Raw genomic sequence first — 21,175 nt, forward strand, 5'->3', positions numbered from 1 at the left:
TGCCACGTCCCCGACGTTGGGCGATGGTCTGCCCCATGGCATCCCCACCTCATATTCGGCCCGGTCGCCGCACGGTTCTGGCCTTCTTGCTTTTTGGTGCGGCTGACGCTGCGCTGACAGGCCCGGCCCTTGCAAAGACGGATCTGACACGCTCGGATCGCCCGCGCCGCAGACCCGAGGGTGGCCCTCAGCGGATCATCCCCGCGGCGGAGGAATTGATCGAGGCCGCGCGGCTGGGCGGCAAGACCAGTTGCGTGGTGGCTGACGCCAAGACTGGCGAAATTCTGGAGGCGGTGCGCCCGCTTGCGCCCCATCCCCCGGCCAGCGTCAGCAAGGCGATCACGGCGCTTTACGCGCTTAACGTCTTGGGACCTGATCACCGGTTCCGCACTCGCCTGCGCGCCACTGGCCCCGTCGAGGATGGCGTGATCCAAGGCGATCTGGTGCTGGAGGGTGGTGGTGATCCCGTGCTCGACAGTGATGATCTGTTTGATATGGCTGGTCGACTGAAAGAGGCGGGTGTGCTTGCCATTCGCGGGGACTTTCTGGTCTTCGGAAACGGTTTGCCTACCGTTGCGCGTATTGACGCGGGCCAGCCTGAGCATGTGGGGTACAACCCGGCGATTTCGGGGCTGAACCTGAATTTCAACCGGGTCTATCTGGAATGGAAGCGGCAGGGCACGCGCTATCAGGTGTCGATGGATGCACGGACGAACCGCATTCGCCCGTCGGTTACGATTGCGCATACGCAGGTGGTGGATCGTCGGACGCCCGTTTTCGGCTACCGGGACGCGGGCGTACGCGATGAGTGGAGCGTGGCGCGTGGCGCGTTGGGCAATGGCGGCGGTCGTTGGCTGCCCGTGCGCCGTCCCGAGATTTACGCGGGCGATGTGTTTCAGACGGTGGCGCGGTCCCATGGACTGGTGCTGCCCTATCCCAAGCGGGTAACGACCCGACCCGCCGGAACTGTGCTGGTCGAGCATACGAGTTCGGACGTCAGGGCTATTTGCCGTGGAATGCTGAAGTATTCGACCAATCTGACCGCTGAGGTCTTGGGCATGTCAGCCAGCCGGATGCTGGATGACGTGATGGATCTGGGCGGATCGGCACGGGCGATGCAAGAGTGGTTGCGGGACAAGTACGACACGCCGCGCGCGCATTTTGTCGATCACTCCGGGCTGGGGGACCAGTCGTCCATGACGGCGCAACAGATGGTCAAGGCACTGGTGGGCGCCGAAAGGGTGGGGATGCTGCGGCCCCTGCTGAAAAACATTCCGATGAAGGACCGGGATCCAAAGATCATTTTGGACAAACCGCCTGTGGTCGTGGCGAAGACCGGGACGCTCAACTTCGTCAACGCGCTGGCGGGCTATATCACGGCGCCCGACGGGCGCGATCTGGTTTTTGCGATCTTCTCGTCCGACCTGCCGCGCCGGGCCGCTTTGACGGTCGATCAGAAAGAGCGACCGCGCGGGGGACGGTCGTGGAACGGGCGGGCGCGCCTGATGCAGCGGGAACTGATCCGCCGTTGGTGCGTGCTGGACGAGATTTGAGCGCGCGGCCATGAACGATATCTTCGAGGGTCTCGTTGCGGCGGCCTTGCTGGTGGTCACGCTGGATGCGGATCTGGTCGACATCACGCTGCGCTCGCTGCAGGTGACGATGACCGCGCTGGTCGTGGCGTCGGCCATCGCGATCCCCTTAGGCACATGGCTGGCGATCCGCCGGTTTCGCTACCGGCGGGTGGTGATTGCGGTGATGAACGCATTGATGGGCCTGCCGCCGGTCGTCGTGGGGTTGATCGTCTACATCCTTTTGTCACGGGCCGGGCCGTTTGGGGTGCTTGGTCTGTTGTTCACACCCACGGCCATGATCATCGCGCAGGTGATCATCATCACGCCACTGATCGCGTCAATTACCCATCAGGCGATGCGCGATTTGTGGGCCGAATACCATGATCTTCTGATCTCGCTGAACACCAACCGCAGGCAGCGTATCGCCGCGTTGGTCTGGGACGGGCGGCGCACGTTGCTGACGGCCTCGCTGGCCGGGTTTGGGCGCGCCATCGGTGAGGTTGGCGCGATCATGATCGTCGGCGGCAACATCGAGAACGCGACGCGGGTTCTGACGACAGCCATCGCGCTGGAGACGGGCAAGGGAGATTTCGCCCTCGCACTGGGGTTGGGGTTTGTGCTGATCGCGCTGGCGCTGGTGGTGAACCTGTCGATCCATTGGTTGTCGCGCACCGAGCGGGAGGGGCGGTGGTGAGCCAGTTGTTCCCTGTCACAGTCAAGGATGTGGAAGTGCATCGCCGGGGTGCGCGGCTTATCGGGCCTGTGGATCTGACGCTGGAAAACCGGGGCATCACGGTGGTGCTTGGGCCAAACGGGGCGGGCAAGACGACGCTGCTGCGCGCGATGCACGGGATCGAACGGATCAACGGCGGCTCTGTCATATGGGCCGTGCCGCCCGAGGTTGCGCGCCTTAAACAGGCATATGTTTTTCAAACGCCCATCATGATGCGCCGGTCCGTTGCGGACAATCTGGCGTATCCGTTGAAGCTGCGGGGGGCTCCGAAGGCCGAGATCGCAGATCAGGTGGCGCTCTGGGCGGAGCGGATTGGTTTGGCGGACGCGCTGGGTCGTTCTGCGCCGCAACTGTCTGGCGGGGAAAAGCAGAAACTGGCGCTCGCGCGAGCGCTGGTCGCTTCGCCAGATGTGTTGTTTCTGGATGAACCCTGCGCCAATCTGGACGGGCGGTCCATGCGCGAGATCGAGGCGCTTTTGATCGGCGCGCGTGATGCCGGGGTTGGGATTCTCATGACCACGCATGATCTGGGTCAATGCAAACGCCTTGCGGAAGACATTGTTTTTATCATCAAAGGTCGCGTGCATGAGACGGGCGCTGCTGCCGCGTTTCTGGAGGGGCCGCGCACGGCAGAGGCCAAGGCGTTTCTGAGGGGAGATATCATAGAATGATACGTGTTGTTCTTGCAGTTCTTGCGCTGGGCTTGTCCGGCTGGATGGCGCTGGCCGAAGATTTCAAACTGGCGGTCACCACGTCCTTTCACAACTCCGGGCTGTCGGATGTGCTGTTGCCCGCGATCGCCGAGGATACTGGCCTGAATGTGCAATTGCTGGTCGTGGGCACAGGCCAAGCGCTGAAGCTGGGCGAGGCTGGCGACGTGGATGCCATTCTGGTGCATTCTCGCGCGGCGGAAGAGGCGTTTCTGGAGGCGGGGCACGGCACGCACCGGCGCGGGATCATGTATAATGATTTTGTCATCATCGGCCCCGCCAGCGATCCAGCGGACGTGTCCAAGGCCGAGACAGCCGCCGCGGCGTTGATGGCGATTTCGACGGCGCAAGTGCCTTTTGTCAGTCGGGGCGATGACAGCGGCACCCATAAGAAGGAACTATCGCTTTGGGCTGCGGCGGGGCTTGATCCGGCGGCGCTGGGTGGTTGGTATCGCCCTGTGGGCGCTGGCATGGGGGCAAGTCTGAACACGGCGGCGGGCATGAACGCCTACATTCTGTCTGACCGCGCCAGCTGGCTGAATTTCGGAAACACGGCGGATCTGACACTTGTCTATGCGGGCGACCCGGTGCTGTTTAACCAATACGCCTACCTTCCGGTACATCCCGACAAGAACGCGGCCATCAAGCATGAGGCGGCGTTGAGGCTGGAGGCGTGGCTTGTGAGTGACCGAGCCAAGGCGCTGATCAATGAGTACAAGGTCGGTGGTGAAACGCTGTTTGTCTTCAATGCCAAGTGATCGTCAGTGCTGGTGCGGTTCCTCGTCCAAGGAGCCGTGGACCGCAAACTGGCTGATGTCGGCCTCCTGACTTTCGATCACCCGGAAGCTTTCCTTAACCCCGGCATCGGTCAGGTCCCGCGCCACGGTCAGCAGCGTGTTCGGGGGATGATCGGCGCACAGGTCGATCATCTGGTCGATCTCTTCTGCCGCAACGGGCTGGGCGGCGTCCAGATCGGGTGCTCCGTAATGGCTGACGAAATGCGCCGCGAGGGCTGCGATCACTTCGCCCCGCTCCCCGGGTTCGATCTGGGTGACGGCAACAAAGGTGACGCGACCGAAGGTCTCGACCCCCAGCCAGCCGTTTGAAAAAGCCTGCTTGGACTTACCTGTCAGATCGGCCTCCCCCCAGTTGGAGAATTCAAACCCGCCGGGGATGCACCATTCGCCCGTGCGCGCGGGGGAATGATAAACACGCTGGTCGCTTTCATCGAAATGGATCGCGCGGGCAAGTTTCATGGGCTGGACTCCAGTAGGGTGGTGAGCGGGATCAGATCGGTCTGATCGCTCCGGCGCAAGAGTAAACCGAAGTCTTCGTCCACGCCCAGAAACGTGCCGGTCTTGCCTGCTACCGTGATGTCCTCACCGATGCCATGGGCCATCCCGCGCCAGTCCTTATGGAGCGGCGCATTGCCTTCCTCAGACCAGCGGTTGATCCAGACAAGCGTGTGCCGGGCCCAGCTTTCCAGCAGTTGAGCGGCATCCACATCCGCACATCCTTCGGCGTACAGCGCGGTCTGGTCGGGCTGGTGGCCCGTGTCATCGCTTTCGGGCCACAGCGTCAGGGTCAGACCAATCACAAGCCAGTCGGGCTGGGTTTCCGGGTCGGTGGTCGCGGCTGCCGGCGTGAACCTGCCGCAGCGCGCGCCGTTGATCCGGACGGTCCCGTCCCACTCCAGATGTACGGCAACCTCGGGTGGGGACAGCGCACCGAGGGCGTTCTGAAAGCCGACACCGCACACGGGCAGCATGGCCATGGCTTGTTGCAAGGGGACTTCGGGCGCCAGAACGATCGCCGCGTCCAGTGTGGTGGGCCGCAGATTATAGACCACGAGCCCCGCGTCGCATCCGGCGGCGGCCTGCGCTTGGGCCACCTCGAACGGATCGGCCGCGCCTTCCAGCCGGTGGCCGGACAGAAGCGGCGGGAAACTCAGCTCAACCGTCATGCCACGCCGTCTGCGATCAGCGTCCGCGCCAGCTCACGAAAAGCATCCGCCAGCGCGCTTTCGGGCTTGGAGATGACAACAGGCGCGCCCCCATCTGCGGCCACGCGAATGTCCAGATGCAAAGGAATTTCGGCCAGAAGCGGCACGCCGATCTTTTCCGCCTCTGCCGCGACGCCGCCATGACCGAACACATGTTCCTCGTGACCGCAGTTCGAGCAAATATGCGTGCTCATGTTCTCGACCATGCCCAAAATCGGGGTACCCAGCTGGTTGAACATATCGATGCCTTTGCGCGCATCCAGAAGAGCCACATCCTGAGGCGTCGACACAATAATTGCACCGTCCACATGGGCCTTTTGTGCCAGTGTCATCTGCACGTCCCCCGTTCCGGGCGGAAGGTCCACCAGCAGCACGTCGAGCGCACCCCATTGCACCTGCATCAACATCTGCTGAAGCGCGCCCATCAGCATCGGCCCGCGCCAAACCACCGCCTGATCGTCGTTTGTCATCAGACCCATCGACATCATGGTGACGCCGAAATTGCGCATGGGCAGGATTGTTTTGCCATCGGGCGAGGCCGGGCGGCCGGAAACGCCCAGCATCCGGGGCTGCGACGGACCATAGACATCCGCGTCCAGAAGGCCGACACGACGCCCCTCGGCGGCCAGCGCGCAGGCCAGATTGGCAGATAGGGTGGATTTGCCGACGCCACCCTTGCCGGACGCGATGGCGATGATGCGATTGACGCCGGGAATACGTTCAGGCCCCTGTTGGACCGGTTTTTTACCGCCTTTCAGGTCAGGCGGCGCGGCGGGGGCGGAATGGGCGGTCATGACCACCGAAACCGGCTCGGCGCCCAGGGCCTTTGTCTTTGCCTCGGCCGCGTCGCGGACAGAGGTATAGCTGTCCGCGCGGGCGGGGTCGACCTCGAGCACGAAGCGCACGTTGGTGCCGTCCACATTGAGTGCACGCACGATACCTGTTTCGACGATATCCTTGCCGCTGACGGGGTCTGCGATGGTTTTCAGGGCCTCAAGCACGGCCTCCCGCGTCAGAGCCACGTCAGGCTTGCCCTTCGATCTTGCCGGTGACGACATGTTCCAGATCCAGCCCGTTCACGGTCAGAACCACCTTCGCCTTGAAGGTCTTGCCGCTGGTGTCGCCCGCGTTGCGCATCGCCTCCTCGATGGCCTGTTGGGAGGTGACGCCCACTTGTTTGAGAAACTTGCGCATGGACATGTTGAAATCATCGCTCATTGTCGGGCTCCTGTTGGCAATCTGGGAAAGCATTGACGGATTTAGGCCACCGCCGCTAGCCTTGCAAGCAATCGGTCTGCGGCGAAAGGCATATCCATGAAATCCGGCGCTTTGGTTCTCGCGATCCTGACCAGCTTTGGCAGCGCGGCATGGGCCGACGGTGACAGCTTCACGCTTGAGGCGCCAGCGGCCCTGAGGGAGACCGGCCTGATGGGATACATCCTGCCGCGGTTTGCCCTGAAGACAAGCATTCGACCAAACCTCGTCGAGACCGACGGGGCGGCAGCGTTCGGGGCGGAGGGCACGCCGGTGTTCCGGCAGGATGACACGATCTGGGCTCTGACCATCGACGGAAGCCCTGCCCAGATGCGGTTTTTGGACTGGCTCACCTCGGATGTGGGGAAACGTACGGTGGAAAGCTTCGCCGACGTTGCGTTCTCTGCGGATGTCAGCCCAAAAGCAGTCGTCGCCGCCGAGGTGTTCGAGGGCGATGCGGCCGCTGGCGAGCGTCTGGCGCTTGCCCATTGCGGGCGATGCCATGTGGTCAGCGAGAAAAACCGGATGGACGCTATTGGGTCGACGCCGTCCTTTGCCGTACTGCGCACATTTTCTGATTGGAGCGATCGATTTCAGGCGTTCTTTGCCCTCAAACCACATGGTGCCTTCACGCAGATCGAGGGCGTGACCGAGCCCTTCGATCCTGCGCGGCCTTCCCCCATCGTGCCAGTCGAGATGACCCTCGATGAGGTCGATGCCATAGTGGCCTTTGTTCAGCATGTATCGCCCGCCGATCTTGGTGCGCCGGTTCAGAGCCGCTAGGGTGCGGGCCGGGTAAGGACCGCCTCCGGCGGGAGTATTTGGACCAGAAAGAAATCCCGATCTTCTTCTTTCTGGCGGAACTACTCCGGGGTTTGGGGCGGCGCCCCCAAGACAGCTGGTGTCAGTGGTCCTTGCGCTTTGAGAAATAGTCCGCTGTGGTCCGGGGCTTTGGGCGCTCTCCGCCCGCAAAGGGATTGTCCTTTGAATGGTACTGCGCGTTGATCCGGCACGTGTCACACATCTGGATCATCTTGGCCGCTTCTGGGTTGCCGAACATGGCATGCTTGCCTGCCAGCTTTTCCGTAATCTTCTCGACCGTTGATTTTACGCCAAAGAGCGCGCCGCATTCGATGCAGGCGAAGGGCTCCTCCTCGTGCAGCACAACCTGGGCCAATGCGGCATCGGTTTGATTGAGTCTTGGCTCCAGCGTGATCGCCGTTTCCGGGCAGATGTTGGCGCAGAGGCCGCATTGCAGACAGGCGTCTTCCTGAAAGCGCAGCTGTGGTGCGTCGGGGTTATCGCCCAAGGCCCCGGACGGGCAGAGCGATACGCAGGACAGGCACAGCGTGCAGGCATCCGTATCCACCAGAACTGCGCCGTAGGGGGCGTGGGCGGGCAGCGGGATGATTTCGGTCGTGGTCAGCGTCTTTGCGGCGGTCCGGGTGATCTGCCTTCGCGTGCCGATCGGCAGGATCGGGTCGGTGCGCACTGAGGGGCCCTTGTCCGTATATAGCGCATCGGACAAGGCAGACGGGTCCGAGATATCCAGCAGCGTGATCTCCGCGTCCCCGGCTACTGCCTGAGCGATTTGCATCTCACCCGTCACGGCGTCCCGATCAGTCTTGGGGGCCAGCAGGATCGTCACGTCGGCGAAGCCGCAGGCGAGCGCACCCAGCATCTCGGCATGCCCAAAGCCTGACAGGGCGTCGACTTCCAGCGGGATCACGTCGGCAGGCAGGCCCTGGTCAAAGCGCGCAGAGAGGCTGATCAGTTCGGTCCCGTGGTCTGCATCATGTGCCAAGAGCCGTGGCGCAGTGCCGCCCGCCTTGCGGTAGGTGGAGGCAAGCGTCTGGAGGCGCTGGAACACGCTGTCGACCGGCGGCGCGTCATAGGCAATGGCGCCCGAGGGGCAAACGGCGGAGCACGCACCGCATCCCGCACAGATCAGCGGATCAATGGCGACGTGATCACCCTCCGACGTGATTGCACTGGTCGGGCAGATGTTGAGGCATTTTGAGCAGGCGGGCTGGCCCGCGCGGGAATGGGCGCAGAGCGCGGGCTCTGTCCGGACATAGAGCGGTTTTTCGAATGTGCCGATCAGTTGGGCTGCGTCGAACACGGCTTTGGCCACGGCGGGCTGGCTTCCGGGATCGGCGCGCAGATATCCTTCGCGTTTCTCGGGGGCTGGAAACAGGGGCGTTCCGCCGGAAAGATCAAGAATGATGTCGCAGACCGAGGCGGCGCCGTCGCGCGGTTCGGTCATTTCGGGCGCTCCGCGTCCGCCGGGGATGACCTGCCTCAGCCCATCGATGGTCAGGGTGAAATGCCCCAATGCGCCAGCTGCCTTGCGGACCTGTCCGTGAATGGTGTCGAAACGGTGGTCAATCGGCGGCTCGGACCCGTCCGTCAGCAACAGTGTGACGGCCAGCGTTTCCGCCAACCGCTCAGCCGCCGGGACCGCTGACGTTGCGGTGCCGATGATCAGGCAGGTCCCTTCCGAGACAATATCGATGGATTTGGCCAAGGGCAGCGGCAGCACCGCCTCTGCTGCGAGGGCGGCCATTTTGGGCGCCGTTTCCGCATCGGCAGACCATCCGGCCCGGTCGCGCAGGTCCACGAAGGCGGGTGGGTCGACCTCGATCTCTTCGGCCAGCGCTTCGAACCGCGCCCGTTCCTGCTGGCATGCGATGATCGCGTCGCCCTTTGCGATGGCGGCAGCGGCGTCTTCGATCTGGTCGGTGCAAAGGGCCGTGTGAATCTTGGAGCAACGCAGTCCAGAGCCCGCCTCGATCGCGTTCGCGTCAAGCGTCTGGCTGCCAAGGCAGTCGCATAAAATAAGCGTCTTGGTCATGCTCATCCCCCGGATCACGCCGCTGTCGGCTGAAAGCCGGTAAAGCTAGTCCCGAAATGCGCAGGGCGTCCAGCCGAAAAACAGGGCGGACCGGTCGCAGATGTCGTGTTTCAACGGTGTTTCGATTTTCCGGGTGAACTTCGAAAATGTCTTGGCATCCGCCTATTACTGGCGCACCCTAGCGGTCGCGAACGCATCTGAGCTTTGGGAGGAGCTTTGACACCAGCAGAAGAACACTCGATTTCTATGCCTCTGGGCGTGGTCATCCGGCGTATGCCGGGCGTGACGCGCTGGGCGAAGTGGACTTGGAAGGCAGTCGCAGTGCTCCCTGGTGCCGCTGACGCCGACTGGAAGGTTCTGCGTCAGGAGGGGGAGGCCACGGAATACCATGCCGCGACCAAACCCCTTGAGCTGTTTCGCACGGACACTGAAGGCTACCTGCATGGCTTGTCCGCAAAGGAGCCTGCGATTTACGTGATCATGCGTGAAGGCGAGGGTGACGCGCCGCTGGATGTCGTGATGGTCACGGCCTCGCCCTACGAGGCTCAGGATTATGCGGACACCGGCGAGGAGCTTGTGGAAAAGGTGGCCATGCCCGGTGGTCTGATCGCGTGGGTGCGCGATTATGTCGAAAAATACCATGAGGACGAGGTCTTCGTGAAGCGCAAGCGGGACAAGAAACGAACGGATCTGGCCGAAACCGGCATCGGGGACGAACGGATTTCGCAGATGACGGATGTTTACCGCGCGCCGGGCCGCAAGGGACAGGTGCATTGAGCCGTCGTGATGATCAGAGGGGCGATTTCTGGTCCCGTCGTCGTGCAGGGGTGAAGGCCGAAGCCCAGACTGACGAGGCCGAAGCCCTTGCCGAGGCGGAAGCCGCAGAGCGTGCGGCCTTGGAAGAAAAGACCGATGAGCAGCTGTTGGAAGAATTGGGCCTTCCCGATCCGGACACGCTGGGCGAAGGCGATGATTTCAGCGTGTTCATGTCCAAGGTTGTGCCGGACAGATTGCGGCGTCGCGCACTGCGCAAGCTGTGGTTGACCAACCCCGCGCTCGCCAATCTGGATGAGTTGGTGGACTACGGACAGGATTTTACGGACAGCGCGATGGTCGTCGAGAATATGCAGACCGCCTATCAGGTCGGCAAAGGTATGATGCGTCACGTGGTGAAGATGGCCGAAGAAGCTGAGCGCGCCGCTGATGGCGATGCCAAACCGGAGGCCGAGTCTGTGGAGGTCGCTGCTGTCGAAGATGCGGTCCAGGCCGATGAGGGGCCGGACCAAATGTCACAGGAGGAGGGGGCTACGACTAAGGTCGAGGTCCAATCTGATGTCATCTCGCACGATGATGAAGACAGGGAGAGACTTTCGGTGCGGCCGCGCCGGATGCGGTTCTCCTTTGACGGGGAGACTGCATGACCCTCATGCAAGATACAGTTCAGGTTCCAGAAGAAGATAGGCTCCGTGCCGATCTTTACAACTATCTTGGCCTGATGCTGGCTGGCCCTCCTGACACCATGCTTCTGGAGCAGACCGCGGGCCTTTCTGGGGACGACAGTCCGCTGGGTCAGGCGATCTCGACGCTGGCAAGGGTGGCCAAGGTGTCAAAACCGCGTACGGTTCTCAGTGAGTTCAACGCGCTTTTCATTGGATTGGGGCGGGGCGAGTTGTTGCCCTATGCCAGCTACTACCTGACGGGGTTCCTGAACGAAAAGCCCCTGGCGCAATTGCGCAATGATATGGCGCAGCGTGGAATCACGCGGGCCGAAAATGTCTATGAGCCGGAAGACAACATCGCCTCTTTGATGGAGATGATGGGCGGCATGATCGTTGGGCGCTTCGGTGCGCCAGCGACGCTGGAGGACCAGAAGACATTCTTCAACAAGCATATCGGCCCGTGGGCCGGTCACTTTTACTCGGATTTGGAAGCAGCCAAGAACTCGGTTCTGTATGCGTCTGTCGGCGGGGTCGGCAAGGCATTCATGGAGATTGAGCGCGAAGCGTTTCGGATGACAGCGGGCTAGGTCCGCACAACCTGCGGGGGATGCCCCGCGCTGGAAGGAAGGGAGACATCCCATGACGACGGAAAACAAAGGCGCAAATCGCCGGGACTTTTTGAAACTTGCGGGCACAGCAGCGCCTGCCGCCGCGGTCGCTGTTGCGGCTGGCGGTACGACGGCTGAGGCTCAGCCCGTCGATCTTGCGTCCGAGACGATGCAGGACACCGCGCACACTCGCGCCTATCTCGACAGCGCCCGCTTCTAGGACAGAACGGACGCTTCTATTGCCGCTGACGACTGGTTGCGTGACGCCCGACTGTCAGAGGTCTCTAAATCGACCCAGCCACCCGATCGGGGGCAGCAAGGGAGGGAACTAAATGCTTAGGAAAAAGACCAACGGGGTTGCGCGACGCCCCCAGCGGACCGGTATCCTGTCTGACATCGCAGAAAAATCCGTCGATCGCCGTGCGTTCTTGCGCGGCTCCGGTCTGGCCATCGGTGGCCTGGCGGCAGTTGCCGCAACGGGCGGCACGGTCACGAAGGCCAGTGCGGCCACGGCGGCCGCAAGTGCGGTCGAGACGATCAAATCTGTCTGCACGCACTGCTCGGTCGGCTGTACGGTCGTGGCGGAGGTGCAAAGCGGCGTCTGGACGGGTCAGGAACCCGGCTGGGACAGCCCGTTCAACCTGGGCGCCCATTGTGCGAAAGGCGCATCCGTGCGCGAACACGCCCATGGCGAGCGCCGTCTGAAGTACCCCATGAAAAAAGTGAACGGCGAATGGGTTCGCCTGAGCTGGGAAGAGGCGATCAACGAGATCGGCGACGGGATGATGAAGATCCGGGACGAGAGCGGTCCGGACAGCGTCTACTGGCTTGGATCGGCCAAGCACAACAACGAGCAGGCCTACCTGTTCCGGAAATTCGCGGCCTACTGGGGCACCAACAACGTCGATCACCAGGCGCGGATTTGTCACTCCACCACTGTTGCGGGTGTGGCGAACACATGGGGCTACGGCGCCATGACCAACAGCTACAACGACATCCATAACTCCAAGGCGATCTTCATCATCGGGGGCAATCCTGCCGAAGCGCACCCAGTGTCGCTTCTGCACTTGTTGAAAGCCAAAGAGCAGAACAACGCGCCCGTGATCGTCTGCGATCCCCGGTTCACCCGGACGGCGGCCCATGCGGACGAATATGTCCGCTTCCGGCCCGGCACTGACGTGGCGCTGGTCTGGGGCATTCTCTACCATATTTTCGAGAACGGTTGGGAAGACAAGGAGTTCATCCGGACCCGTGTCTGGGGCATGGATCAGATCAAGGAAGAGGTCGCGAAGTGGACCCCCGAAGAGGTCGAGCGTGTCACCGGGACACCCGGATCGCAGCTCAAGCGCGTTGCGCGGACGATGGTCAACAACCGTCCCGGCACTGTAATCTGGTGCATGGGTGGCACCCAGCACACCAACGGCAACAACAACACGCGCGCCTATTGTGTGCTTCAGTTGGCCTTGGGTAACATGGGCATCGCAGGCGGCGGCACCAACATCTTCCGCGGCCACGACAATGTGCAAGGGGCCACGGACCTTGGCGTTCTGAGCCACACGCTGCCGGGCTATTATGGCCTGAAGCCCGGTTCCTGGGCCCACTGGGGTCGTGTCTGGAACGAGGATATGGATTGGCTTAAAGGTCAGTTCGCCACGATCAAGGGTGCGGATGGCAAGGACAAGCCATTGATGAACGAGACCGGCATTCCGGTGTCGCGTTGGATTGATGGTGTGCTCGAAGATGCCGAGAACATGGATCAGGCGGAAAAGGTCCGTGCGATGGTGCTTTGGGGACATGCGCCGAACTCCCAAACGCGGATGAAGGAGATGAAAACGGCGATGGAGCAGCTGGATATGCTGGTCGTCGTCGATCCGTATCCGACCGTATCTGCGGTGCTCCATGACCGGACGGATGGCGTATATCTTCTGCCGGCCTGTACCCAGTTCGAAACGCGGGGCTCTGTTACCGCATCGAACCGGTCGATCCAGTGGCGCGACAAGGTTGTCGATCCGCTGTTCGAAAGCCTGCCGGATCACGTCATTATTGCGAAGTTCGCCAACAAGTTTGGCTGGGCAGACCGCTTCTTCCGCAATATCGAGATGGAGGACGCCGAGACGCCCAACATCGAGAGTGTCACGCGGGAATTCAACGCAGGCATGTGGACGGTTGGTTATACCGGTCAGTCGCCGGAGCGGATCAAGAAGCATATGGCCAACCAGCACACCTTTGACCGCACCACATTGCGGGCCAATGGTGGTCCGGCGGATGGCGATTACTACGGGATGCCATGGCCATGCTGGGGCACGCCTGAGATGAACCACCCGGGTACGCCGAACCTCTATGATATGTCGATGCCGGTCTCTGAAGGTGGTCTGACCTTCCGGGCGCGCTTTGGCGTGGAGCGGGATGGCGACAACCTGCTGGCGGAAGGTGTCTACAGCGCCGGGTCGGACATTCAGGACGGCTACCCTGAGTTCACCTACCAGATGCTCAAGGATCTGGGCTGGCATACCGAACTGACCGACGACGAGAAGGCAGCGATTGCCCGCGCAGGCGGCATTCCAGAGTTCCAGAAAGGTCAGGCTGAGGTCGGCGAACAATCCATGTCGCCGTTCCCATCGGATTACGATGACAAGGTTGCCAAGGTAAACTGGAAAACGGACCTGTCCGGCGGTATTCAGCGGGTTGCAATCGCCCATGAATGCGCACCTTTCGGCAACGCCAAGGCGCGGGCCGTGGTCTGGACATTCCCGGATCCGGTGCCTGTCCACCGCGAACCGCTTTACACAAACCGCCGGGATCTGGTGGCGGATTATCCGACCTATGAGGACCGGAAATTCTACCGTCTGCCGACCATGTATGCCTCGATCCAGAAGCAGGATTTCAGCAAGGATTACCCAATCGTGCTGACCTCCGGCCGTCTGGTGGAATACGAGGGTGGCGGTGATGAAACGCGTTCGAACCCGTGGCTGGCTGAATTGCAGCAGGACATGTTCGTCGAGATCAACACCCGCGATGCCAACAATCTTGGCGTGCGTGACGGTGCTCAGGTCTGGGTCGAAGGTCCGGAAGGCGGCAAGGTGAAGGTCATGGCGATGGTCACTGAACGGGTCGGCGAGGGCGTTGCCTTCATGCCGTTCCACTTCGGGGGTCATTTCGAAGGCGCGGACCTGCGGGACAAGTATCCTGACGGGGCTGACCCTTACGTGTTGGGTGAATCCACAAACACCGCACAGACCTATGGCTACGATTCAGTGACCCAGATGCAGGAGACGAAAGCCACTCTCTGCAAAATCTGGTCGGCATAAGGAGGAATGAGAGATGGCAAGAGCTAAGTTTCTCGTCGACGCTGAACGCTGCATCGAATGCAATGCGTGCGTAACAGCTTGTAAAAACGAGCATGAGGTGCCGTGGGGCATCAACCGCCGGAAGGTCGTCACGATCAATGACGGCGAGCCGGGGGAACGCTCAATCTCGGTCGCGTGTATGCACTGCTCGGATGCGCCCTGCATGGCGGTGTGTCCGGTGGATTGCTTCTACCAGAACGAGGAAGGGGTGGTTCTGCACTCCAAGGACCTCTGCATCGGGTGTGGCTACTGCTTCTACGCGTGTCCCTTTGGCGCGCCGCAATACCCGCAGGCGGGTAATTTTGGCAGCCGCGGCAAGATGGACAAATGTACGTTCTGCGCCGGTGGCCCGGAAGAAACACACTCCACCGCCGAGTTCGCCAAATACGGGCGCAACCGGATTGCGGAAGGCAAGCTGCCGATCTGCGCAGAGATGTGCGCGACGAAGGCCCTTCTGGCCGGTGACGGTGACGTCGTGTCCGGCATCTACCGCGAACGTGTTGTGGCCCGTGGCTTCGGGTCCGGCGCTTGGGGCTGGGGCACCGCCTACAATCAAAAAGACGGCTGATCGCCGATCCTTTTGTACCGTAAACGCGAAGGGGCGGCCTCTGATCCAGAGACCGCCCTTTTCCACCTGATATGATGTGAGGACATGACCCATGTTGCGTTCGCTGATCGCCCTGCTTTTGACCGTCACTTTTACAAGCTTCGTTTCCGCCCAAGAAGCTACGCCGCCCACATCGGACCGCTCGGCCACCGGTGGCGCGCAGACGCTTGAGGATATTCTGGCGCGGCAGCGCGGGGAACAGGTCGAAAGTACGGCGCGTGATCCGGCAACGTTGGGCGACGGTGCGCCAAGCAGCGGCCAACTTGGCACGCTTGGTGGCGTGTCGGACGCCGAGATGTGGAGCAAGGTTCGCCATGACACGGCAAACATCACCGCAAGCAACAATGGCCCCGCGGCCACCGTTCTGGTGCAGGATCGCGGCATGTGGTGGCTCACGTTCCGCGAAGGGCCGCTGCTGACCTACGGTCTTTATCTGCTTGGCGGGACTATCATTCTTCTGGCGGTTTTCCTGCTGATCCGGGGGCGCATCCGGATCGACGGGGCGCGCACCGGTCGTACGATCGAGCGATTCAAGGCCATTGAGCGTTTTGGCCATTGGCTGTTGGCGGGATCATTCATCTTGCTGGGTATCACGGGGCTGGTGTCGCTGGCCGGGCGCAAATATCTGATCCCGACCTTTGGCCATGAGAGTTTCGCGGTTCTGGCAACCTGGTCGAAATGGATTCACAACAACGTATCCTGGGCATTTATGATCGCGCTGGTCATGATTTTCGTGATGTGGGTCATTCACAACCTTCCTGACCGGACGGATATCAAATGGATCCTGAAGGGCGGCGGCATCTTCGGTGGAGGGCATCCGCCCGCGAAGAAGTTTAATGCGGGGCAGAAACTGATTTTCTGGTCTGTCATCGTGCTGGGCACATCGATCTCGGTGTCGGGCCTGTCGCTTCTGTTTCCCTTCGAGATGCCCATGTTCGCAGTCACGTTTGAGAAACTGAACGCGTTTGGCATCCCACAAGCGCTCGGGCTCGGGGAGTTGCGCACCGCGCTGGCCCCTCACGAAGAGATGCAATACGCCCAGCTGTGGCATGCCATTGTCAGCTTTGTTCTGATGGCGATCATCATTGCGCATATCTACATCGGCTCCGTCGGGATGGAGGGCGCGTTCGATGCCATGGGCAGCGGCGAAGTCGAAGAACAGTGGGCGCGCGAGCACCATTCGCTCTGGGTCGAAGAAGTGCGGGAAAGAGAGGGCGTGCCTCGGCGCGGCCAAGGCAGCCAGCCCGCAGAATAATGCGGCGGTTTGTGGCGGTTTGCCTGCTCTGTGCCGCCCCGGCGACTGCGCAGGACTTTTTCACTCTCAAGGGCCACGGCGGCCCGATCATGGGCATTGCCGTGTCGCCCGACGACCGGATTGCGACGGCGAGCTTTGACAACTCCGTCGGTCTCTGGTCTGAGGGCAAGCCCGATTGGCAGGAGGGGCACGAGGCTGCGGTGAACGCGGTTTTGTATGCCTCAAGCGAGCTGGTGTTTTCGGCGGGGGATGATTTCGATATCATTCGGTGGGATCTGGTTGCAGGCGTGCAATCCCGTCTGGAGGGGCATGAGGGCAAGATAACTGCCCTTGCCGCGTCCGACCGTGTTTTGGCCTCGGCCAGTTGGGACGGTACCATCGGGCTCTGGCCTTTGGATGGGGGCGCTCCGCAGTTTCTGCAAGGTCACGACAACGGCGTGAATACGGTCGCATTTTCTGATGACGGCGCAACGCTCTATTCCGGGTCGGTCGATGGGACGATCCGCGTGTGGGATGTGGCAACAGCGGGTGAAAAGCTGGTGCTGGTGAAGCATGGATTCGGCGTGAACGAGCTGATCCTGAACGAGGCCGCCGGGTGGCTTGCCTACGGGGCGGTGGATGGTGTGACACGCGTGGTGTCCGTTGCCACGGGTGAGTTACTCTCGGATTTTACGCTGGAGCGGCGTCCGATCCTGTCCATGGCCGCCAGTCCCGATGGTGCCCGGCTGGCCGTTGGCGACGGGGAGGGGTTCATCATGGTGATTGATACGGAGAACTGGAAGATCCTCAAAGATTTCCGTGCGACGCAGCAGGGTCCTGTTTGGGCGCTGGCCTTTTCGCGGAACGGGATGAATATTCACGCAGGCGGGCTGGATGATACGATGTATTCTTGGCCCGTCGCGACCATGGACACTCATGATCAGATGTCGACGGAGCCGCGCAGTTTTCTGGAAAACCCGGAGGATTTGGGCAACGGGGAGCGGCAGTTCAAGCGAAAGTGCTCGATTTGCCATACTTTGACACCGGACAGCGCGCGAAGGGCGGGACCGACGCTGTACGGGCTTTTTGGGCGCAAGGCGGGAACGGTGAAGGACTACAGCTATTCCAGCACGCTGACAGGTTCACCCATGATTTGGTCCGATGAGACAATTGATGGGCTTTTCGATCTGGGCCCGGATCACTATATTCCGGGGACGAAGATGCCAATGCAGCGGATTGTGAAGGCGCAGGATCGTGCCGATCTGATCGACTATCTCAAGACCGCGACGGCAGAGGAGGGGAACTGAATGAAAGCCATGCTCAGTGCGTTTGTCGCGATGTTTGTCATTGCGTTTGGTGCGAATTTTGCACTTGGGGAGCTTGGTTTTTCGAGCTCCGAACAGGGATCGGGCGTGAATGTACGCCTCAGTGACGAATAGCGCTGAACAAAAAAGGCGCCCAGTGGGCGCCTTTTTTCTCGTTGTTATCTGATCGTCAGACGGTTGCTGCACCGCCCTTTGGACCGGCGATCAACCAGATTATGAAGCCCACGACCGGAAGTACGAGGATCAACACAATCCAGAGAACTTTTGCACCGGTGGATGCGCCGCTGCCGAAGATCTTTGCGATTGCATAGATGTTCAAGATCAGGACGATCAGGCCCAGAATACCATATTCCATTGTCAAACTCCTTCTATTGCGGTTCCGGTGAAAGAACGTCCTGCCATTCAAATTTGTTCCGAATATATTTCTTGGAACTCACGGTGACCTCTCCGTGTTCTGTCACTAATCGCGATATAATAAGGAGACAAAACGATGAAAACTACATGGACCTTCGTTGGCGTAGCTGTTCTCGCAGTAGCAGTATTGTTTGGCGTCTACATGGTCGATATCGACCAGACCCAAGATGCACGTTTACCTGACGTGGATGTCAGCGTTGAAGGCGGGCAAGCCCCTGAATTTGATGCGGAAGTCGGATCCATCTCCGTCGGCACTGATGAAACAACGGTGACAGTGCCTGACGTTGAAATCACTACGACGGAAGAGACTGTAACAGTACCAACGTTGAACGTAACACCACCCGAAAACGACGGATAAATTCAAGTAATATCTGACGCGAAAGGCCGCCAATTGGCGGCCTTTTTTGTGACTAGTGACACGCTAATAAGGTCAAAGTGTCGCATGCCGCGCACGGGCCCCGCGTTCGATGGCGGCTGCGTGCAGCCGATCAATATCAAGCTCGTAACGAATTTCTTCTAACATCCGAAGCTCGTCTTGATTGAGCTTATTGTCTGCTGCGCCCACATCACAGGCCAGCGCATAGGCGGTCTCAAACAACCTGTCCGGCAGTTGTTCACGAACCAGTGCGAACATGGCATCCAGACCGTCTTCCTGCTCAAACAAATCTGCAGTGATGCCAGCGACCAGCTTGATCCGGTCCACATCGTAGTTGGCAAAGACCGGCAACTGTTCGACGATGGAATGGATGCTCAGCAATTCAGATGTGCGGACATTCGCATCCGACATTGAAACTGCGATCATGATCGCAACGAGGCTATCCTGCGCGGAAAAGGGAAGCGTGTCTTGGGGCATGGCGATCTTTCGTGTTCCAGATGTTGCGGTGCAGAATATTGACGGAAGACGCCCCGCACAATAGGTAGCGGCGTCTGGATGACATATGGGATGTCCGTCCGATCAGTGAAAGAAGAACATGTCTGATTTGCGCGAAGAAGCGATGAATTCGAAAGCCTGGCCGTTTGAGGAAGCGCGCCGGGTTTTGAAACGCTACGCTAACGGCGCGCCTGAGAAGGGCTATGTTCTGTTTCAAACAGGCTATGGCCCCTCAGGCTTGCCCCACATCGGGACATTTGGCGAGGTCGCGCGGACGACGATGGTGCGCCGGGCCTTCGAGATGCTCAGCGATATTCCGACACAGCTGATCTGCTTTTCGGACGACATGGACGGATTCCGCAAGGTACCCAGCAATGTGCCGATGCAAGAAGAACTGGCAGAGGACCTGCATCTGCCGCTTACCAAGGTCCGTGATCCGTTTGGCACCCATGAGAGTTTTGCGCATCATAACAATGCCAAGCTGAACGAGTTTCTTGACAGCTACGGGTTCGAATACGAGTTCGCGTCCTCGACCGAGTACTATACGTCAGGCCGGTTTGATGAGGCGTTGCTGATCGCTTTGGAGCGGTTCGATAAAATTCAGGAGGTGATGCTGCCGACGCTGGGTCCGGACCGGCGCGCGACCTACTCCTGCTTTCTGCCGGTCAGTCCCAAGACGGGCCATGTGCTGCAAGTCCCGACGCTGGAGCGCAATGTGGCCAAGGGCACGATCGTCTACGAAGAGCCCGACGGAGAGCGGATAGAGGTGCCCGTGACGGGTGGTCATGTGAAGATGCAGTGGAAGCCTGATTGGGCGATGCGTTGGGCGGCCTTAGGCGTCGACTACGAGATGTCAGGCAAGGATCTGATCGACAGTGTGACGCAGTCGTCGAAGATTTGTCGTGTCTTGGGCGCTAAGCCCCCAGAAAGCCTGTCTTACGAGTTGTTCAATGATGAACAGGGGCAGAAGATCTCCAAATCGAAGGGCAACGGTCTGTCGATGGAGGAGTGGCTAACCTACGCCGCGCCGGAAAGCCTGCAGTATTTCATGTACCAGAAGCCGAAAACAGCGAAGCGGCTTTACTTCGACGTGATCCCGAAAGCGGTCGATGAGTATCACCAGCAACTGCGCGGTTGCGCCGATCAGGATGCCAAGCAGCGGTTGGCCAATCCGGTCTTCCACATCCACGGGCATAATGTTCCAAGCTCGAACCTTGTGGTGCCGTTCTCGATGCTGCTCAATCTGGCTTCTGTCGCGGGCGCCGAGGACAAATCACAGTTGTGGGGCTTTATCCAGCGCTATGCCCCTGATGCGTCGCCGGATACTCATCCTGACCTTGATCAGGCGGCGGGTTTTGCTGTGCGCTATTACAATGATTTCGTGAAGCCGGAGAAGACTTACCGTTTGCCAACCGATCTTGAGCGGGAAGCCCTAGAGGATCTCAAAACGCAGCTTGAAGCATGGGATGGCGGGCTTGACGCGGAAGCTTTGCAAAGCGTGGTGTTCGCCTGCGGGCGAGATCGTTTCGATCCGCTGCGGGACTGGTTCAAGGCCCTTTACGAGGTTCTGCTTGGTGCGTCGCAAGGGCCGCGGTTCGGTGGTTTTATTGCCCTTTACGGGGTGGACGAGACGGTCGCGTTGATCGACGCCGCCCTTGCAGGGAAGCTTGCCAGCGCAGCTTGAGAATTGACGAAGATCGGATTTGGCCTAACTCCGACGAAAGGAGTGCGTCATGAAACATATCCTCGTTGCGATTACGATCTTCCTATCTTCAGTGCTGCCGAGCGCCGCGCAGGAAGTACGTAACCCCGATATTGAAGCAACGATACAAAGTCAGATTGATGCATTTCTGCAGGATGATTTTACGACCGCGTTTACCTATGCGTCACCGAATATAAAGCGGCTGTTCGGCTCGCCGGAACGCTTTGGTCAGATGGTACGCAATGGGTATCCGATGGTATGGCGCCCGTCGGATGTCGACTTTCTGGAGTTGCGTCGTCAAGGGCCGCTCTTGTTTCAGAAGGTTCTGCTGCGCGACGCGAATGGCGCGCCCCATGTGCTGGAATATAACATGATCGAGACAGATGCGGGCTGGCAGATTGACGGCGTCATTCTGCTGGCCGCCCCGCCCATTGGAGCTTGAGATTTAAAAACGCGCCACACTAATTCGGGCGCGCCTTTCATTCGTCGTTAGCGGCTTAC

24 protein-coding genes are annotated in these 21,175 nt (G+C 60.4%); 17 read left to right on the forward strand and 7 right to left on the reverse strand.

The genetic code is table 11. The features are described from left to right. The first annotated feature begins 35 nt into the window (after nucleotides 1–35). From dacB to KIN_RS00415, 4 genes are read left to right on the forward strand one after another with little or no spacing between them, the layout of a single operon-like run. Entirely contained in the window at nucleotides 36–1,553 is a 1,518-nt protein-coding gene (gene dacB / locus KIN_RS00400; RefSeq protein ID WP_159803996.1) for a D-alanyl-D-alanine carboxypeptidase/D-alanyl-D-alanine endopeptidase, read from the forward strand. Nucleotides 1,554–1,563: 10 nt separating this feature from the next. Beyond that, nucleotides 1,564–2,268, forward strand: a complete 705-nt coding sequence (locus tag KIN_RS00405) for an ABC transporter permease (RefSeq protein WP_159803997.1) — start codon at nucleotides 1,564–1,566, stop codon at nucleotides 2,266–2,268. After that, nucleotides 2,262–2,978: an ATP-binding cassette domain-containing protein gene (locus tag KIN_RS00410; protein ID WP_159803998.1), complete on the forward strand. Its 717-nt coding sequence runs from the start codon at nucleotides 2,262–2,264 to the stop codon at nucleotides 2,976–2,978. The genes KIN_RS00405 and KIN_RS00410 overlap by 7 nt, the downstream gene beginning before the upstream one ends. Further along, the gene (locus tag KIN_RS00415; RefSeq protein WP_159803999.1) at nucleotides 2,975–3,775 is read left to right on the forward strand and encodes an ABC transporter substrate-binding protein; all 801 of its coding nucleotides are present in this window, start codon (nucleotides 2,975–2,977) and stop codon (nucleotides 3,773–3,775) included. Before KIN_RS00410 ends, KIN_RS00415 begins: the two co-directional genes overlap by 4 nt. 3 nt (nucleotides 3,776–3,778) lie before the next feature. Here the strand turns inward: KIN_RS00415 and KIN_RS00420 are convergent, their stop codons facing one another. The 4 genes from KIN_RS00420 to KIN_RS00435 are packed head-to-tail and all read right to left on the reverse strand — an operon-like array spanning nucleotide 3,779 to nucleotide 6,237. After that, the gene (locus KIN_RS00420) at nucleotides 3,779–4,273 is read right to left on the reverse strand and encodes a DUF6505 family protein (protein WP_159804000.1); all 495 of its coding nucleotides are present in this window, start codon (nucleotides 4,271–4,273) and stop codon (nucleotides 3,779–3,781) included. Then, on the reverse strand, nucleotides 4,270–4,980 hold the full coding sequence (locus tag KIN_RS00425; protein ID WP_159804001.1) for a biotin/lipoate--protein ligase family protein: 711 nt from the start codon (nucleotides 4,978–4,980) through the stop codon (nucleotides 4,270–4,272). The genes KIN_RS00420 and KIN_RS00425 overlap by 4 nt, the downstream gene beginning before the upstream one ends. After that, nucleotides 4,977–6,041 (reverse strand): Mrp/NBP35 family ATP-binding protein, encoded by a 1,065-nt coding sequence (locus KIN_RS00430; protein WP_159805268.1) that lies wholly within the window; start codon nucleotides 6,039–6,041, stop codon nucleotides 4,977–4,979. Before KIN_RS00430 ends, KIN_RS00425 begins: the two co-directional genes overlap by 4 nt. A gap of 1 nt (nucleotide 6,042) precedes the next feature. Continuing rightward, the gene (locus tag KIN_RS00435) at nucleotides 6,043–6,237 is read right to left on the reverse strand and encodes a DUF6494 family protein (protein ID WP_159804002.1); all 195 of its coding nucleotides are present in this window, start codon (nucleotides 6,235–6,237) and stop codon (nucleotides 6,043–6,045) included. Between the two features lie 96 nt (nucleotides 6,238–6,333). On the opposite strand from KIN_RS00435, the gene KIN_RS00440 reads away from it, so the two are divergent. Further along, entirely contained in the window at nucleotides 6,334–7,056 is a 723-nt protein-coding gene (locus KIN_RS00440) for a c-type cytochrome (RefSeq protein WP_159804003.1), read from the forward strand. A gap of 121 nt (nucleotides 7,057–7,177) precedes the next feature. Here the strand turns inward: KIN_RS00440 and KIN_RS00445 are convergent, their stop codons facing one another. Beyond that, complete coding sequence (locus KIN_RS00445; RefSeq protein ID WP_159804004.1) at nucleotides 7,178–9,127, reverse strand: 4Fe-4S binding protein; 1,950 nt, start codon at nucleotides 9,125–9,127, stop codon at nucleotides 7,178–7,180. A gap of 246 nt (nucleotides 9,128–9,373) precedes the next feature. Here KIN_RS00445 and KIN_RS00450 point away from each other — a divergent pair, with 246 nt between their 5' ends. From KIN_RS00450 to KIN_RS22525, 9 genes are all read left to right on the forward strand, one after another. Further along, complete coding sequence (locus KIN_RS00450; protein WP_159805270.1) at nucleotides 9,374–9,904, forward strand: DUF3305 domain-containing protein; 531 nt, start codon at nucleotides 9,374–9,376, stop codon at nucleotides 9,902–9,904. Continuing rightward, complete coding sequence (locus tag KIN_RS00455; protein ID WP_159804005.1) at nucleotides 9,901–10,548, forward strand: DUF3306 domain-containing protein; 648 nt, start codon at nucleotides 9,901–9,903, stop codon at nucleotides 10,546–10,548. Before KIN_RS00450 ends, KIN_RS00455 begins: the two co-directional genes overlap by 4 nt. Then, nucleotides 10,545–11,153, forward strand: coding sequence for a TorD/DmsD family molecular chaperone (locus KIN_RS00460; RefSeq protein WP_159804006.1), 609 nt, complete (start codon nucleotides 10,545–10,547; stop codon nucleotides 11,151–11,153). The genes KIN_RS00455 and KIN_RS00460 overlap by 4 nt, the downstream gene beginning before the upstream one ends. Before the next feature lie 52 nt (nucleotides 11,154–11,205). Next, nucleotides 11,206–11,394 (forward strand): twin-arginine translocation pathway signal protein, encoded by a 189-nt coding sequence (locus tag KIN_RS00465; protein ID WP_159804007.1) that lies wholly within the window; start codon nucleotides 11,206–11,208, stop codon nucleotides 11,392–11,394. 112 nt (nucleotides 11,395–11,506) lie between these two features. Then, nucleotides 11,507–14,482 carry a formate dehydrogenase subunit alpha gene (locus KIN_RS00470; protein WP_159804008.1) on the forward strand — a complete coding sequence of 992 codons (2,976 nt, stop codon included), beginning with the start codon at nucleotides 11,507–11,509 and terminating at the stop codon, nucleotides 14,480–14,482. 13 nt (nucleotides 14,483–14,495) lie between these two features. Further along, on the forward strand, nucleotides 14,496–15,089 hold the full coding sequence (gene fdh3B, locus KIN_RS00475) for a formate dehydrogenase FDH3 subunit beta (protein WP_159804009.1): 594 nt from the start codon (nucleotides 14,496–14,498) through the stop codon (nucleotides 15,087–15,089). Nucleotides 15,090–15,180: 91 nt separating this feature from the next. Continuing rightward, nucleotides 15,181–16,383 carry a formate dehydrogenase subunit gamma gene (locus tag KIN_RS00480; RefSeq protein WP_159804010.1) on the forward strand — a complete coding sequence of 401 codons (1,203 nt, stop codon included), beginning with the start codon at nucleotides 15,181–15,183 and terminating at the stop codon, nucleotides 16,381–16,383. Beyond that, complete coding sequence (locus KIN_RS00485) at nucleotides 16,383–17,669, forward strand: c-type cytochrome (protein WP_159804011.1); 1,287 nt, start codon at nucleotides 16,383–16,385, stop codon at nucleotides 17,667–17,669. Before KIN_RS00480 ends, KIN_RS00485 begins: the two co-directional genes overlap by 1 nt. Further along, nucleotides 17,670–17,801, forward strand: coding sequence for a hypothetical protein (locus KIN_RS22525; protein ID WP_279285193.1), 132 nt, complete (start codon nucleotides 17,670–17,672; stop codon nucleotides 17,799–17,801). A gap of 55 nt (nucleotides 17,802–17,856) precedes the next feature. On the opposite strand, the gene KIN_RS00490 is transcribed toward KIN_RS22525, so the two are convergent. Beyond that, a complete protein-coding gene (locus KIN_RS00490) occupies nucleotides 17,857–18,042 on the reverse strand; it encodes a PLD nuclease N-terminal domain-containing protein (protein WP_159804012.1) in 186 nt (61 codons plus the stop codon). A gap of 135 nt (nucleotides 18,043–18,177) precedes the next feature. Here KIN_RS00490 and KIN_RS00495 point away from each other — a divergent pair, with 135 nt between their 5' ends. Next, nucleotides 18,178–18,459, forward strand: coding sequence for a hypothetical protein (locus KIN_RS00495; protein ID WP_159804013.1), 282 nt, complete (start codon nucleotides 18,178–18,180; stop codon nucleotides 18,457–18,459). 72 nt (nucleotides 18,460–18,531) lie between these two features. Here KIN_RS00495 and KIN_RS00500 read toward each other — a convergent pair whose 3' ends face one another. Beyond that, on the reverse strand, nucleotides 18,532–18,954 hold the full coding sequence (locus KIN_RS00500) for a tellurite resistance TerB family protein (protein ID WP_174239086.1): 423 nt from the start codon (nucleotides 18,952–18,954) through the stop codon (nucleotides 18,532–18,534). Nucleotides 18,955–19,072: 118 nt separating this feature from the next. Between KIN_RS00500 and KIN_RS00505 the strand changes: the two genes are divergently transcribed. Together KIN_RS00505 and KIN_RS00510 are read left to right on the forward strand one after the other, a co-directional pair. Further along, nucleotides 19,073–20,656, forward strand: coding sequence for a lysine--tRNA ligase (locus KIN_RS00505; RefSeq protein ID WP_159804014.1), 1,584 nt, complete (start codon nucleotides 19,073–19,075; stop codon nucleotides 20,654–20,656). Nucleotides 20,657–20,705: 49 nt separating this feature from the next. Then, nucleotides 20,706–21,116 carry a DUF4864 domain-containing protein gene (locus tag KIN_RS00510; protein ID WP_159804015.1) on the forward strand — a complete coding sequence of 137 codons (411 nt, stop codon included), beginning with the start codon at nucleotides 20,706–20,708 and terminating at the stop codon, nucleotides 21,114–21,116. Nucleotides 21,117–21,175 lie beyond the last annotated feature (59 nt).

It is taken from the genome of Litoreibacter roseus (assembly GCF_009811795.1).
Classification (GTDB): domain Bacteria; phylum Pseudomonadota; class Alphaproteobacteria; order Rhodobacterales; family Rhodobacteraceae; genus Litoreibacter; species Litoreibacter roseus.